The organism is Methanosarcina sp. MTP4, assembly GCF_000970045.1.
GTDB lineage: Archaea > Halobacteriota > Methanosarcinia > Methanosarcinales > Methanosarcinaceae > MTP4.
The window spans coordinates 300,875-317,006 of sequence record NZ_CP009505.1 but is presented as its reverse complement, the minus strand read 5'-3'; the positions used below and the strand labels follow the sequence as shown (position 1 = coordinate 317,006).

General features: G+C 46.6%; 11 protein-coding genes, 1 tRNA gene and 2 pseudogenes. 12 read left to right on the top strand and 2 right to left on the bottom strand.

Translation table 11 applies throughout. From position 1 onward, the window contains the following. The first annotated feature begins 1,118 nt into the window (after nt 1-1,118). From mtaC to MSMTP_RS01390, 8 genes and pseudogenes are all read left to right on the top strand, one after another. Entirely contained in the window at nt 1,119-1,895 is a 777-nt protein-coding gene (gene mtaC, locus MSMTP_RS01425) for a methanol--corrinoid protein MtaC (protein WP_048177317.1), read from the top strand. Between the two features lie 15 nt (nt 1,896-1,910). Continuing rightward, nucleotides 1,911-3,296: a methanol--corrinoid protein co-methyltransferase MtaB gene (gene mtaB / locus MSMTP_RS01420; RefSeq protein WP_048177315.1), complete on the top strand. Its 1,386-nt coding sequence runs from the start codon at nt 1,911-1,913 to the stop codon at nt 3,294-3,296. A 52-nt stretch (nt 3,297-3,348) separates the two neighbouring features. After that, nucleotides 3,349-3,933, top strand: coding sequence for an acetate uptake transporter (locus tag MSMTP_RS01415; RefSeq protein ID WP_048177314.1), 585 nt, complete (start codon nt 3,349-3,351; stop codon nt 3,931-3,933). Nucleotides 3,934-4,474: 541 nt separating this feature from the next. Then, a pseudogene (locus MSMTP_RS01410) lies at nt 4,475-5,446 on the top strand (cation diffusion facilitator family transporter). 562 nt (nt 5,447-6,008) lie between these two features. Next, nucleotides 6,009-8,015, top strand: coding sequence for a hydantoinase/oxoprolinase N-terminal domain-containing protein (locus MSMTP_RS01405; RefSeq protein WP_048177312.1), 2,007 nt, complete (start codon nt 6,009-6,011; stop codon nt 8,013-8,015). Nucleotides 8,016-8,283: 268 nt separating this feature from the next. After that, complete coding sequence (locus MSMTP_RS01400; protein ID WP_048177311.1) at nt 8,284-10,215, top strand: hydantoinase/oxoprolinase N-terminal domain-containing protein; 1,932 nt, start codon at nt 8,284-8,286, stop codon at nt 10,213-10,215. A gap of 186 nt (nt 10,216-10,401) precedes the next feature. After that, nucleotides 10,402-11,187, top strand: coding sequence for a winged helix-turn-helix domain-containing protein (locus MSMTP_RS01395; protein ID WP_048177309.1), 786 nt, complete (start codon nt 10,402-10,404; stop codon nt 11,185-11,187). Between the two features lie 479 nt (nt 11,188-11,666). Further along, nucleotides 11,667-12,455, top strand: coding sequence for a winged helix-turn-helix domain-containing protein (locus MSMTP_RS01390; RefSeq protein WP_048177307.1), 789 nt, complete (start codon nt 11,667-11,669; stop codon nt 12,453-12,455). Between the two features lie 40 nt (nt 12,456-12,495). Here the strand turns inward: MSMTP_RS01390 and MSMTP_RS01385 are convergent, their stop codons facing one another. Beyond that, nucleotides 12,496-12,906: a cell surface lipoprotein gene (locus tag MSMTP_RS01385; RefSeq protein WP_048177305.1), complete on the bottom strand. Its 411-nt coding sequence runs from the start codon at nt 12,904-12,906 to the stop codon at nt 12,496-12,498. A gap of 427 nt (nt 12,907-13,333) precedes the next feature. After that, a tRNA-Arg gene (locus MSMTP_RS01380) sits at nt 13,334-13,405 on the bottom strand. 180 nt (nt 13,406-13,585) lie between these two features. Between MSMTP_RS01380 and MSMTP_RS01375 the strand changes: the two genes are divergently transcribed. The 4 genes and pseudogenes from MSMTP_RS01375 (at nt 13,586) to MSMTP_RS20125 (ending at nt 16,057) form a co-directional block, all read left to right on the top strand. Beyond that, complete coding sequence (locus MSMTP_RS01375) at nt 13,586-14,770, top strand: redox-regulated ATPase YchF (RefSeq protein WP_048177303.1); 1,185 nt, start codon at nt 13,586-13,588, stop codon at nt 14,768-14,770. Nucleotides 14,771-14,845: 75 nt separating this feature from the next. Next, complete coding sequence (locus MSMTP_RS01370; RefSeq protein ID WP_048177301.1) at nt 14,846-15,520, top strand: undecaprenyl diphosphate synthase family protein; 675 nt, start codon at nt 14,846-14,848, stop codon at nt 15,518-15,520. Between the two features lie 6 nt (nt 15,521-15,526). Further along, nucleotides 15,527-15,721, top strand: a pseudogene (locus tag MSMTP_RS20420) (DUF5817 domain-containing protein); the annotation flags it as partial. 201 nt (nt 15,722-15,922) lie between these two features. After that, on the top strand, nt 15,923-16,057 hold the full coding sequence (locus MSMTP_RS20125) for a hypothetical protein (protein ID WP_255351005.1): 135 nt from the start codon (nt 15,923-15,925) through the stop codon (nt 16,055-16,057). The last annotated feature ends 75 nt before the right edge of the window (nt 16,058-16,132 follow it).

The window sequence follows — 16,132 nt, the reverse complement described above, 5'->3', positions numbered from 1 at the left end:
TGAAAAGCCGTGAGTTTTCCGGATCCGGCTCCCCCCGTGGGGCTCTGCGAAAAGGTTATATAGCATAATGCGGTAATCGCCACCGCCTCAGAATGAAACTCCTTCAGGGAACGGAGACTAAAAATCAGGACATCGAACAGGATGTAACCAACTATCAATTGGTTTTTAGACAGAAGAAAAAATCAGGACAAAGCCATAATAACCCGAGAGGGCAATGTTCGAAAAAAATTAAAAAACGGCAGAAAAAAGACAGATAATTAGGCAACTCTGAATGCAGAGCTAATAGCCAGAAATAAACTTTGAAATCATCCGAATGTTTTTGTCAGATAAAGAGAACAAAATAGGAAGTTTAATAAAGTTTGCCGTAAAAACTCACTTAACTTTAATACGTCCAAAAAAACAGACATATAAAGGGCTGTTTAGGGACATTTAAATATCCCAAAGAAAACAAGTTCACTTGATTTAAACTAAACCCCGGAAAAGATATATGGATTTCGGACCCTGCTCAGCCGGGGCATGGAAACTATAAGAAAAACAATTACCCGGCAAATTTTAAAGGCGTTGACCAGATCAATGCCAGCAAAAAAAAACTTTTTTTTGATTAAATCATATGCACGAAAAATTCTGCATAGAATTATAAAATTATCGACGCCGAAAAATTAGTATCGGTTAAGGTATAAGCAAATAAATCCAACTGTTTTCTGCAAGTGCATTCCCGAATAATCAGGGAGTATACATCCCTGTAAATCACTGGGAAGAGAAAGCCCGAAGGGCACCAGAAACAAAAAGATCCAGGGAAATGAAACCCCCCGGAGGATACTTCGAAAAGCACCTGAAAAACGGGTCATACTGCCAAGGTGCAAAAACGGGACACATTGTTTCAGGGTGCCTAAAAAACGAAAAGGACCGGGCCACAGATGCCAACACTAAGGTGCTGTAAAAAGCACTACAGGGTTGTCCAAAACTCTCTCATAATGTGGAAGAATTCGATTATGGAGGTTTTCGAATTCATACACATTTTTATTCGGGAAAACCCGGAGACTACCGGGACAGCAGCTTGAAAGGTCAAGGATTTGAGCGAATCTGAGACTATCTTCTTTCATATTGGAGGTTAAAATATGTTGGATTTGAAACTGGAAGACATCGATGGCATATTAGTACGCTATAACGTCGCCCTCGAAAAGGAAATGACCCCTGACGAAGCTGCAGAAGAGCTTTACCCGAAGGATGAACTGATCTACCCGATTGCAAAGGCAATCTACGAGGGTGAAGAAGACGACGTAGTTGACGGCCTCAAAGCCGCAATCGGTGCAGGAAAAGACCCTATCGCCCTTATCAACGAATCTCTGATGGTAGGGATGGGTGTTGTATCCCAGCTCTACGATGAAGGGATCATTTTCCTTCCGAACGTCATGATGTCCGCAGATGCTATGCTTGATGGTATCGAATTCTGCAAGTCGCAGAGCTCAGAAGTACCCGAGCCCAAGGGCAAAGTTGTCTGCCACGTCGCAGAAGGTGACGTCCACGACATCGGCAAGACCATTGTTGCTGCTCTCCTGAGAGCAAACGGCTACGAAGTAGTTGACCTTGGAAGAGACGTCCCTGTGGACGAAGTTATCGAATGCGTCGAAAAAGAGAAACCCATGTTGGTAACGGGTACTGCTCTTATGACAACCACCATGTATGCCTTCAAGGAAATCAACGACAAGCTCCTCGAGAAGGGCATCAAGCTCCCCTTCGCATGTGGTGGCGGTGCTGTGAACCAGGACTTCGTGGATCAGTATGACCTCGGTGTTTATGGTGAAGAAGCCTCTGACGCAGTGAAGATTGCAAACTTCATTGTCGAGAACGGAGACAATATCATAACATTAAGAGAGGAATTCCACAAGCACTAATCGGAGGGAGCAAGAATGGTAAAGAAATACACTTCAATGGCTTATGCTAGCGCGGACGACATGCTTTTCGGGAACGCAAAATTCCCCGTAAAGGCAGGCCTCGGCCTTGAGATCGGTGCAGGTTACACAACCCCTGAAATTAACTACGCCCCCAGACCTCAGGCAGGCAAGTCCAAGGAAAAGCTTGTCAAGGAATATGAGAGGATCACCACTGACTCAATGGCAAGGATGGTCCAGATCGGTGCACCTTCCGTAGTGCTTGAAACCGAACACGTGGAACAGATGACCAACAACCCCGAATGGGGAGGCGCTGTTGCCCACGCACAGAAGACCATCATGGAAGAGTACCACGATGAATACGGAATCAAGTGCGCACTCCGTCACACCCCTGGTGACATCCGTGAAGAACGTGACTACCTGAAACTCACCGGAGACAAATACGACACCCTCATGGAATCCTTCGAGCAGATTGCCCAGAACGGTGCAGACATGCTTTCCGTTGAGAGTATGGGTGGTAAGGAAGTCTTCGACTACTCTATCCTGAGGAACGACACTGCAGGTATCCTCTTCGGTATCGGTGTACTTGGTTCTATGGACATGGAAACTGTCTGGACCGGCGTTGCGGACATCGCCAAGAAGAACGGCGTAGTTGCAGCCGGTGACACCGACTGTGCCCAGGCAAACACTGCAATGTTCATCGCCGGTGGTCTTCTGGACAAGAACCTTGCCCACACCATCGCAATCGTTGCAAGGACAATTGCAGCCGGAAGGTCTCTCTGTGCATACGAAGCCGGTGCAACCGGTCCGGGTAAGGACTGTGGATATGAAAACACCATCATCAAGTCCATCTCCGGTGTCCCGATTGCCCAGGAAGGTAAGAGCTCAACCTGTGCCCACTCTGATGTTATGGGTAACCTGGTCATGCAGTGCTGTGACCTCTGGTCCAACGAATCCGTGGAATACCACGGTGAATTCGGCGGTACAAGTGTCCAGTGCTGGGGAGAGTCCCTTGCATATGACTGTTCCCTCATGAACACAGCCCTTAAGACCGGAAAGGCAAAGGGCCTCAGGGACCTGTTCACCCTCTCTGATAAGTACAGAGACCCACAGGGATATGTGCTTGCCTACGACAATGCCTACAGAGTAGGAGAGGCAATTGCCAAGGACGGAAAAGACAACTACCTCCGTACCAAGAACGCAGCCGTCGAATGCTGCAACATTATCAACGAAGGTGTCGCATCCGGCAAGCTCAAACTCACAAGGTTCGAGATCAACGCCCTTGCAAAGGTCAAGGAAGACCTTGATGCGCTCACTGATGACAGCGACAAGTTCATGAGCGACTGCCTGACAAAATACAAGGAAGAAGTTGCAGTTTTCCTTCCGGAAAACTACGGGCTCTAAGCCCTAAACTTCTTTTTTTTTATTTTGGAAAAATGGCTTCAGGGGGATATTGATGACCGAAAACGAAGGAGTTGCAACTTTAATTATAGACAAGACAGCAAACCCTGCCCCTCTCGGTTTTACGGGCCTTGGCCTGTCTGCTGTCCTGTTAAGTTTGAGCTACATCGGGGTTTACCCGGTAGGATCCATGATCGTCTCCATGGCGATATTCTTAGGAGGTTTTGCACAGGTATTTGCAGGGATGATGGCCTGGAAAAAGGGCGATGTCTTTGGAGGCACTGCATTTTCAGCCTTCGGACTGTTCTGGTTCTCCCTTGCAGGACTTATAGTCATGCCTGCACTGGGCTGGGTTGAAACACCCTCTGCAACCGCAATGGCTGCATACCTCTTTATCTGGGGTGTCTACACCTTTGTCATGCTGATTGCTACGATGAAGATCGGAGTCAGGGCGATCCAGTTTGTCTTTGTTACATTGTTTACATTGTTTATGTTGCTGGCGGTCGTTAACGCAACCGGTAGCACCGGGCTGCTCGCAGTTGCCGGAATTGTTGGACTTATTATGGGCCTCGGAGCCCTGTACACTGCTCTTGCCATGGTACTGAATGAAATCTACGGAAAGACAGTTGCTCCAATCTGAAAATAAACAGCATACAACAGCATACCCCGGTTAAAAACGGAAAATAGCTTCAGACCGGGAAACATCAGACACGTTGTGCAGACACGTCGAAACCCAAAAAAACCTCAAAGAAAAAACGGCATTAAAACCCTATCAATCCAACCGCAAAAAACGGAAAATAACTTCAGACCGGGAAATATCAGACACGTTGGGCAGACACGTCGAAACCCGAAAAAACCTCAAAGAAAAAACGGCATTAAGACCCTATCAATCCAACCGCAAAAAAGAACACAGGTCTCAGGATCTGTGTTTTCAATTTATTTGCAACTTTCTGAACCTAAAAAGAACTACAATTCAGACTCCCTGAACCTGAAAATACCTGTTATTCGTTTCGATTATTTTCTCCTGACAAAAACCGTGCATTCTTTATGCAGATGGTTTACTTGCCAGAAATTCACCCTAACCCTAAATTTTTACAATAACCACTCCCTGCTGCCTAACCGCTCAAGAAAGCTCCGCTTCTCAGAGGAGGACTTAATTCAACGGACTGGTGCATTCCAAAATGAAGGCGGAAAACATATTAAAAAGAGCAAGGGACATGCCCGGCAAAAGCCTGTTCCTGAACCTGATGCTGACTGTTTTCAAACTGGTCGCAGGATTTTACGGGAACAGTACGGCACTCCTTGCGGATGCAGTCCGCTCTTTTTAGGATTTCACAGCAGAGTCTATGAAACTCCTGGACCACCGCATCTCCCTCAAGCCCGAAGATATGTCCCACAACTACGGGCACGGGAAAGTTGCGACCCTCTGTATGGGAGCCTGGGCAGTTATGCTGCTCTTAGCAGGGCTTCATGTCTTCTTCCAGGGCACGGGAGAACTTATTATACTCATAAAGGGCCAGGACCCTGTAACTCCCGGAATCTCTGCCTTTTTTGCAGTTGCACTTTCCCCCTTATCAAAGGGTATCCTTCTGCATTACGATGAAAAGGAAAACGTGAAGCTTTATCCCGGCGGCAGCAGGCCTGCAAAGTACCTATCCCTACGCGAGGAGATATTCTTCTCAGGATGCGTACTCCTCGGCATTGGATGCACTTTTCTTCCGGGGAGGGGATGGGCAGCCGCCGATTCCCTTGCAGCAGTCTTCCTGAGTCTCTTCGTGCTAAAAGCTTCGGCCAGGGTCCTTTACGGAACTGCCGATGAGTTGATAGAAGCGTCCCTTGACGAGGAAAGCAACCTGAACATTAGGAAATTAATAAACGAAACGGAAGGAGTCATATCCTGCCGCGGACTCAAGACCCGGAGAATCGGGAAAAACATTGCAATTAATGTTTCCATCAACGTTAAAGACTCCCTGAACATCAGGGAAGCAGCCGGAATCTCAAGCAGGGTGGAAGAGCGACTAAAAGCCGCTTATGGGGAAGAAACCTATACCCTGATAAAAGCGGAACCTGACCAGAGAAGGAACTGCCCCTTCAGAAAAACAAGCAGATTCCCCGAAAAGAGTATAGGGAAAAACTTAATATCCAAAAATTAATAATAATTATATTCATTGATTAAAATAATAAAATAGATATAATGACTCTGGTCCAAAATCTAGTGATTTTTGCATTTTTTGATTGGAACAATGAATTTGCAGGAAGAATTCGTTCTTCAATCAAACTCAATATTCGGAATCTAAAGACTTCAATCAAGAGGCCGTGTTCAAAGGACCACAACAAATTTCAAAATCCAGTGATTTTTTAGTTTACATCAATCACTGGATTTTGGAACTGAGTCGATATAATCGTGGGGAAAAACCACGATAATTATAGGAAGGAATTAAGAAAAAACTGGAGCCATAAGGGGAAAAACAGCATATTGAGCTCCATAAATACGTACATGTTTCCGGAACGGAACAAAGCTTAATAATCAATCGAAAAATAAAAAGAAGCATAAGAGTAAGCTGACTTCCGGCCTGAAAACCAGCCTGTTAGAAGAGAAAACGTCGGTAATCTGCAAACCAATAATCTGCAAACAAGCAATCCGGAAATTAGCAATCCGGAGAAAGGGCAATAAATAAAATTAACAATCCAACTCATAAAAGAGGTTTATAAGAAATGCAATTCAGTCTGGGAATCGACGCAGGAGGGACCTATACAGATGCGGCCATCGTGAGGGATTCTGATGGAATGGTAGTCGCCTCCAGCAAAGCACTCACCACCTACCCCGATCCCCTCCCGGGAATGAAGAACGCAATTGACAACCTGGACCCGGGGTATCTCAAGGATATAAAACTGGTATCCGTTTCAACCACCCTTTCCACCAACACCATCCTGGAAAAAACCGGCTTTCCCGTTGGGCTGATCATGGTAGGGGACTACGTAATTCCCGAAGACCTTCCCAGCAACTATTGGATATCCGTGGAGGGAGGACATAACAGCGATGGGGAAGAATTGAAAACCCTGGAACTGGAAGCCGTTGAAGAGTTTGCCCTGAAGGTAAAAGATAAGGTCTCGGCTTTTGCTGTTTCGTCTTATTTCAGCACCCGCAACCCGGAACACGAGCTCGCTGTCAAGAGGGCAGTGAAGGAACTCACGGGGCACCCTGTTGTCTGCGGCCACGAACTGTCCCAGGACCTCGGCGCCTATGAAAGGGCAGTTACCGCTTTTCTAAACGCCCAGCTAATCCCTATCACCCACAAATTCACAAGGTCCATCATCGAGGAGTGCGAAATCCGGGGAATCGAAGCAAATATGCTGATGCTGAAATGTGACGGCTCGGTAGTGGGAATCGAAGAAGCCCTGGAAAAGCCAATCGAGACAATCTTTTCCGGACCCGCCGCAAGCCTGGTCGGGGCATCCCACCTCAGCGGGCTTGCCACATGCGCAGTAATCGACGTTGGAGGCACGAGTACGGATGTTGCAATGATGCAAGACGGGCTCCCGGAACTCAGCAGTGCGGGAGCCGTCGTCGGGGGGTGGCAGACCCGCGTGAAAGCCATCCGTATGGAAACCTCGGCGACCGGAGGAGACAGCCACGTCTGGGTAAAGCACGAGAGGGTCCGCGTGGGCCCCCGTCGGGTTATCCCCCTCTGCAGGGCATCCGCAATGTACCCGGATTTCCTGGAAAAACTGAAAAAGAACAGGGTTTCCAAGAGCCATCTGGGCGAAAACGTCCAGGCAACCAAATTTTTCATAAGGACTGATTTCAAACCCATCGAATTGACGAAGAGGGAAAGAGAGGTCTACAGGCATATAGAAAAAGAACCCGTATCCTACGGCGACCTCATCGTGAAACTGCAAAAGAGACCGTCAGTTCTTGTCCTGGACTCCCTTATCCAGAAAAGGTTGATCCAGGCAATAGGCTTCACCCCCACAGACGCCCTGCACGTCCTGGGAGAATATACGGACTGGGATGTCGAAGCTGCAAAGGTTGGGGCATCCATGCTCGGAAGACTGCTGAAGCAGGACCCTGAAAAGTTCAGTATGGAAGTGAAGCAGAAAGTTGCACTTAACATTGCCCAGGACCTTATTGCCTATCTCGTGGAAGGAATGCCCAGAAACGAAATTGACAGGGTGCTTTCGAACAGCCACTTTACCCGCTTCAGGATAGAGATCCCGGTCATCCTCCTGGGAGGACCCGTAGGGGCTTACGCCGAATACATGAAAAAGCTCATTGATGCCGATTTCAGGGTTCCGGAACATGCCGACGTCGGAAATGCCGTAGGAGCCCTCGTAGGGAAGGGTATCAAGAGGGTTGAGATTCTCATAAAAACAAAAGTTGTCCCAAAATCAGAAGAGCTGGCAGCTGGCAGTTCAGAGGGAGGCGCCGAAAGTGAGATTATAAGGGACACACTGAACCAGGAAAAGAAAAACGTGTACATCGTCTTTTCCCCCCTGGGCAGGAAAAAATTCGAAAGACATCCCGAAGCCCAGGAATATGCCGAAAAAATCGGAAAGCAGCTTGTTATGGATTATATGCAAAATGCGGGACTTGGAAAAGAAGATGTAAGGATAGAAGTCAGCAAAAAAAACCTTGCGCCCAAAGGATGGACCGGCCCCCCCATGGAAACGAAGCTTGTTTACGTAGGTGTAGGGATTCCGAAAAATTCCATAGCAGGTTGAAAAAAAGGGATAAGATGTAAACAAAAAGCCAAATAAGATGGCAAAATAAAAAGTTAAAATAAGAAGTTAAAATAAGAAGTTAAAAAATAAGTTAAAAATAAAAAAATAAAAAAATAAAAAAATAAAAATAAGAAGCTAAATAAGAAGTTAAATAAGAAGTTAAAATAAAAGGATAAATATATATCATTTGAATAAGAATTCCATAAATCCAGCCAAAGAACAACTTGGATCGCCTGAGAAAGAAATGTAAAAATGGGGCTGTTTTAACATGCAATATAGTCTGGGTATTGACGCAGGTGGAACCTACACCGATGCAGTGATCTTAAGGGACTCCGACAGTAAGATCCTTGATTCCGGCAAAGCGCTTACCACCTATCCGGACCTGATGATAGGGATTCGAAATGCTATCGACAAGTTGAATCCGGAATACCTGAAGAAAGTAAAGCTGGTGTCAGTCTCCACAACCCTTTCAACCAATACGATCCTGGAAAAATCAGGGTATCCTGTTGGCCTGATCCTTGTGGGAGATTACACAATCCCGAAAGAACTTCCCGCCGAACACTGCATTGCAGTGAAAGGGGGGCATAATAGCAACGGAGAAGAACTCCACCCCCTTGAAATCAATGAAGTGGAACACTTTGCCCTGGGCCTGAAAAAGAAAGTATCAGCGTTTGCCGTTTCTTCCTATTTCAGCACCCGCAACCCGGACCATGAACTCAAGATAAAAGAAGTAATCCTTAAACTAACAGGACACCCCGTGGTCTGCGGACATGAGCTCTCCCAGGAACTGGGAGCTTACGAAAGGGCAGCAACCGCGGTCCTGAATGCCCAGTTGATACCTATCACCTACCAGTTCATCCATTCCATAATTGCCGAAGTAAAGGGAAGGAAACTTGACGCAAAAGTACTCATGCTGAAATGCGACGGCTCGGTCATAGACATCAAAGGAGCGAAACAGCACCCAATAGAGACCATATTTTCAGGCCCCGCCGCAAGCATTATCGGGGCATCCCATCTCTCCGGACTGGACACCTGCGCCGTGATAGATGTGGGTGGGACCAGTACCGATGTATCTATTATAAAGAATGGGCTCCCTGAACTCTGTGAAAAAGGAGCAGTCGTAGGAGACTGGCAGACCAGAGTGAAGGCCATAAAGATGGAGACCTCCGCGAACGGAGGAGACAGCCACGTATGGTTCATGAAATATACGAGGATAGGGCCAAAGAGAGTAATCCCCCTCTGCGTGGCTGCGGAACATTACCCGAATTTCAGGGAGAAACTGGAAAAAAACCCGGTTCCCCTGAGGACCATGCTCAATGAACACATCCAGCCCACCAAGTTTTTTGTACGGACCGGGCAGATACCCATCAACCCCACGGAAAGTGAGGGAAAGTTGCTTGAAGTTATGGGTGACGAACCCCTCTCAATTAATGAGATCCTGAACAAAATGAAAAGGATCCCTTCCCCCTGTGTCCTTGATTCCCTGATCAACCAGAGAGTGATCCAGCCCATAGGCTTTACTCCTACCGATGCCCTCCACGTTCTCGGGGACTATACGGAATGGGACGTAGAAGCCGCCCAGATAGGAGCAAAGAAACTCGCCCGCTTTACACACATGGACCCTTACAGTTTCTGCAAGAAAATAAAGCAGCAGATCGCCAGGAACATGGCTTACAGCCTGATGTCCTTTATCATGGGAGGGAGAGGGAGAGACGGGATAAAAAAGATGCTTGAAGGGGATATTCCAGCCCGGTACAAGGTGAGCATTCCCGTAGTCTTGCTCGGAGGCCCCGTAAAGACCTACTACGGGGAACTTAAGCAGCTTATTGATGCGGATATCATAGTCCCCGAATATGCCCAGGTAGGCAACGCAGTGGGCGCTCTTGTTGGAAAAGGAATCAAAAGAGTGGAAATCATGATCAGACCCGAAGCCATGGAGAATCCGGATCAGAATTTCCTGGTATTTTCCCCTGCGGGAAGGAAAAAATTCAAACAATATCGAGTAGCGGTGGAATATGCCCAGAAAAAGGGAGAGGAACTGATCCAGAATTCGATGAAAAGTTTCGGCCTCCCTGAAGGTTCGATAAAGATAGATACCAACATAGAGTATCTAACTCCTCCTGAATGGAGACACACGCCTATGGAGACAAAAATGACCTTTGTAGGAATCTGTGCACCGGGATATTCGGAAAACATGTAAGCTGCAGATTATGAAGAACGGAACACCATACTCGAAAAATTCACCTGACAGGCTCAGGGAAAACACTGGAATTTGAAAGGAAGGCGAAGAATCGGCCTGCTGCGCAAAAAGGCCGGTCTGGTATCACCAAAAAGCCGAAAAATCGGATGTAGATATTAGAAATTACAGCACAGGAAGTAAGGAGATATGGAATCTTCACTTGTTGATTTGGTTTTCCGCTCCGATAAAAGAAAAAACCTTCTCTTGTTACTGGAAAACGGGTCAAAAAATATTGACGACATCAAGAACGAACTGGATGTCACAGCCACGTCAATCCTCCCCCAGATCAAGAAACTGATAGATAGTGACCTGATTGTCCAGGAAGATAAGATGTACAGCCTTACCTTGCTGGGGGAGTTCATTGTCAAGAAAGTCAAGCCGCTGATCAGCGCCCTTGACGTTGTGGAACAGAACAGCACGTACTGGACAGGACATGACCTGAACGCAATTCCCCGTAACCTCCTGGAAAGGATCTCCGAACTAGAGGGCTGCATCCTGATAGAGCCGGACCTGAACCATATTTACGAGCCGGCCCAGGAAATCATTGACAATATGGGAAACTCAAAGCGTGTGGCAACCTTTGCATCTTATTTCAACCCTTCTTACCTGCCCCTGTACGTGGAACTCGGAAGAAAAGAAGTCGAACTTTCCCTTAACTTTACTCAGTCGGTCTGGGACCACCTCTCAAGCGAACATTACGACATGATAAAAGAAGTTATGGAAATGGAAAATGTGAGCCTATACGTTTCCAGGGAAGGGACAAAACCAACCGAAATAACAATTACCGATAAAATCATGCTACTCGGGCTCTTTGATAAAAACGGGAAATTCGACCAGCAGTTCGTAATGAGCGGTAAGCCCAGAGCCCTGCGCTGGGGCCAGGAATTGTATGACTATTTCAAGACCCTGTCCAAGCAGGTTAACAAGATATAAAGTAGGACTCAATTGACTTACTAAATAAAAAGACCGAACATAGAGCCAGAAAAGATTATATTAACCCCCATAATGGCATTAAAATCAAATAGTGCCTTCACAATTGATACTCTACTGCCAGCATTCGGAAAAAATATCAGAAACGTTACATAAAATGGCCTTTCCAGAGAACATAAATAAAAAAGTAATGAAAAATAATTATATAATTTATAGTAGTAAGTATTGACGTAAATTAAAACTTCAAGCATGTCTTCAGTCCCAAACCCCCCTCTGAAGCTTCTACCTCAGCAGAAGTCACGAGAGGACCCCAAAGCTTCCGTCCCACAGGAAGCAGAAGTCACGAGAGAACCCCAAAGCTTCTATCCCACCGGAAGCAAAAATACCGGAAATGGCAGGCAGGGACTGCAGAACTCGCAAGCACAGATATATAAACAGCCTTAAATATAAATAAGGTGATTTATAAGAGAGAGGGAATCTTAATGGAGTCATCATTACTGGACGTACTCTTTCTTTCGGAAAAAAGAAAAAGCCTCCTTCTATTGCTACTTGACGGGCCCAAGAACATTGAAGAAATAAAGAGCACGCTCAATGTCCGCTCGAGTCCGATAATGACCCAGATAAAAATTCTGATGAAGCATGACCTTATAGTTGAAAATAACAGGCTCTACAAACTGTCCAGTATAGGAGAAATCCTTGTCCCCAAAATGAAAACCATCCTCGAAACGTTCAATGTTTTTGATAAAAACCATGAGTACTGGGTAAACCAGGACATGAACTCTATCCCACCGGAGTTTCTGGACGAAATTGGAAAACTCGGGGACTACATGGAGGTAAACCCTGATCGAAACCACGTTTTCGAATACCCGAAAGAAGTTGTGAACCACCTGGCAGAATCAGGGAAAGTGATGATATCTTCCTCGTTTTTCCTGCCAATCTACCCGTCTCTTTGCATAGAACTTGCCGCCAAGGGGACGGAAATTTCCCTGGTGTTTACGGAATACGTCTATGACAGGATGCTTAACGACTACAGGCGGGAACTCGAACACTTTCTGAACCTGAAATATACAAAACTCTACGTCTGCAACAACAATAACATGAAAATTGCCTCAAGCATCGTTACTGAAAAGTTCATGGCAATCTCCCTCTTTTGTAACAGCGGCATCTACTATAACCACAACCTGGTGAGTTTTGACGACAGTGCACTCAAATGGGGCAGAGACCTTTTCGACCACTACAAGAACGTGGCAAGGCCTATAACCAAGGTTTGAATCAGGCGCCGATAAAAATAAAGAACCTCTAAAAAGAGGTTCAGTTCACCGTGACTGTCATGTTCATAGCCGGGACATCTTCCACGGTAAAGCTGTAAATTCCGGCTTCATCAAAAGTATAACTGAAAGGAACGCTGTACTTAAGTTCCGTACTCGGGAACAGGCTATCTTCACTGACCAGCACATAAGTGCCCTGCCTCTTGTAACTCCACCAGGAAACGGAATCTCCCCTCGAGATATCCAGTTCCGAAGGTTTCATCACCTCATAATACTCAAGACGGACAATATGATCTTCGGTAGGCCCGACAGGCAAGCTTTCATCCTGCTCCTCAACACCGGATTCCGAAACCCCGGCTTCATCAGTCTCAACCGGCCCTGCATCCTCCTCCGCACAGCCGGAGATAAAGAGAGACGCAAGTACCAAAAACAAAACCAAAATTTTTGTATTCATAAGTATCCCCTGAATTCCATGGACTTTTGCTATACTTGCTTTTTGAGAGCTTTTGCTAAGCTTGTTTTTGAAAGATTTTGCTAAGCTTGTTTTTGAAAGATTTTGCTAAGCTTGTTTTTGAAAGATTTTGTATTCCCTGAATTTATTGATTCGTATAGATTCAAGTTTTTATGGATTCTATATGTCCTCACTCCTTATATTCAATTATCCTTTTTTTCGATCCAGAACATGAGGTATGACGGTTGAAAGGGCCAGATTACCACCGATTTGTAACTGGGAACTTTAACACAAAATCCACTTGAACAAAAAGAAAAGAGAATCCCTGGTTGCGGAATAAAAAATAAAAAATCAGAAAAATCAAGCAAAAAGCAGAAAATCAAACAAAAAGCAGAAAATCAAACAAGATCAAAAACAAAAAAGAAGTTAACGTCCCGACTGAGACTTGAACTCAGGTCTAAGGCTCCGCAGGCCTCAAGGATATCCGCTACCCTATCGGGACACATAGTATACAGCGAGCACTCCTCCATAAGAACATTCAACGATATAAAGTTTATCGCCGGAACGCCGGGAATGGACTCCTGACCTTTCCAGGGATTTCAGAGTGGTTATCGGAAAAAACCTGTTTCCCTGACATCTCTACCAATAAAGATTAAATGCAACTAGCTCGTTTTTATAATTTATGTCGATGACTATAGGACTTGCAGGAAAACCCAATGCCGGGAAATCCACTTTTTTCAAAGCGGCTACCCTTGCAGATGTTGAAATTGCAAATTATCCATTCACAACCATCAATGCAAACCACGGCATCACCTATGTCCGGGCAGAATGCCCCTGCGGGGAGAAGGAAAAACCCTGCGGGAAATGCGTGGATGGGGTCAGGCTCGTCCCGATTGACATTATTGACGTGGCAGGGCTTGTGCCTGACGCCTGCAAAGGGAGAGGGCTTGGAAATACCTTCCTGGACGAACTCAGGCAAGCCCAGGCAATCATCCACGTTGTTGATGCCTCGGGAGGAACGGACTCCGAAGGCAACCCCGTGGAAATCGGAGAGCACGACCCCCTCGAAGATGTTACGTTCCTGAACCGGGAGATCACCATGTGGCTCTACGGGATTCTGGAACGGAGCTGGTTCAAGCTTTCCAGAAAGATCCAGGCCGAAGGGCTCAAGATAGAACTCGTGATCGCCGAGCAACTGGCAGGAGCCGGGATCAATGAGTCACATGTGAATGCCGCGCTGATTGAAACAGGGCTTGCCCGGGTGGATCACGTGAAATGGAGCGAAGAGGACATGGTAAGGCTCTGTGATACCATGCGGGAAATAAGCAAACCTCTGCTAATTGCCGCAAATAAGGCAGACGTAGCTCCAAGGGATAACCTGGATAAGCTGGAAGAACTCGACAGGATTGTCGTGCCCACGAGTGCTGCCGCGGAACTTGCCCTTAAATCCGCCGCCAAAAGCGGGGCAATCAAATACACCCCCGGAAACGGAAGCTTCGAGATAGTTGCCCAGGAGCTTACGACAGCTCAGAAAAAAGGGCTTGAAGCTATCAAAAAAGTGCTTGAGCACCTGGGCGGAAGCGGGGTTCAGGAATGCATCAACAGGGCAGTTTTCGAGCTGCTTGACCTGATAGTGGTCTATCCCGTAGAAGACGAAGGGAAATGGACCGACAAGAACGATAACATGCTTCCCGACGCCTACCTAATGAAAAAGGGTTCGACCTGCCACGACCTTGCCTACCAGATCCACACCGACATAGGAGACCGTTTCCTCTACGCCGTAGACGCGAGGACCAGACTCAGGTTAGGGGAAAAGCACGAGCTTAAAAACGGGGATGTAATCAAGATCGTATCCACCGCAAAGTAAAAGCCCGGAATAAAAACTGAAACTTAAACAGAACCCTGAAACTTCTTGCATTATCCAAGGGAGGAGCTTTTCCAGATGAACCTGCTTTCATTCGGCTATCCTATCTACGAGAGCTACCTGACCTGGCAGATATCCAAATACCCCTCAAAGGCCCCGAAACATGTAGCAGTAATTCTTAAGGAAACCGACCTTCTGGACTTGAAAAGTATGGAGAAACTCCAGTTAGCCCTCCTCGAATTCAGGAAATTCAAGGTAGACCTTGTGAGCATCTACGTGGACATCCTCAAGGATGACCTGGCATTAAAAACGGAGTTAATATCCGGAATCGCGTCCAGGCTGGAAGAAAGCTTTTCGATGCTCCCACAGGGAACAGGATATGAAATATACGGACATGAAGGAGAAGTCACAACCCGGCGTGAAGGAAAAAACTTCTTTGTATACGTCTCTCTCGGCTTAGGAGGGAGAGAAGAAATAACCAGAGCAGTACTGGAAGTCCTGAAGGACGTGAAACAGGGCAGCGTCAGGCCCGAAGAAATTGATGAAAAACACCTGGAATCCCGCCTGCTTGTCAAACAAGAACCTGACATAATGATCCGTTCGGGAGGCCAGAAACTCTCGGATTTCCTGGTCTGGCAGTCCGTGTACTCGGAACTCTATTTCACGGACGTCAACTGGAAGGAGGTCCGAAAAATAGACCTTCAGAGGGTTATAAGGGATTACCAGAAGCGGCAGAGAAGGTATGGGAGGTGAGAAAGCCTGGAATTCGGCATAAGCCCGGAAGAACTTCAGTACTCTGTTGTAGTCTGTCCCAGGTGCAGGGAACATGCCCAGATCATTGAGACCGGGAAAAAAACCGTAAGCTGCCAACACTGCGGAGCCCGCCTGCGGGCCAGGAAGCTCCGGGTCTTTTATTCTTCCGACGAGCTTGAAAAAGCCGTTGCTGCCAGGACCCGCCTGCAGGCAGAAATCTCGAGGGAAGGAGAAAAACTATTTACAGGGGACCTTTTTCAGGAAAGCGGAAATTCGGATTTCGGGACGGGAACCAAAAGAAAATCCTCCGGGAAACCTTCCGGAAGGCCTTCAAACCCCCTGACCGGGAAAAAAGATCCGCGAAAAGTAATTCTCGAAACCCTTGAAACAGCCGGAGGGGAGATGGAAATAGGAAAACTCCGGGAAAATATCCTTGAAAAAGGCCTGACCCCGGAAAAATTAGAAGAAACCCTCAAAAAGCTTCAGGAAACAGGAGAAGTTTATTCCCCTGCCAGAGGGGAGATAAAAATTGTATAAGTTCTTATCCCTCAGAGAAATGTAAAAATTAGTCAGGTGTTCATTTCCGCAGGAAAGGGGAACTCCTGAAAAAAA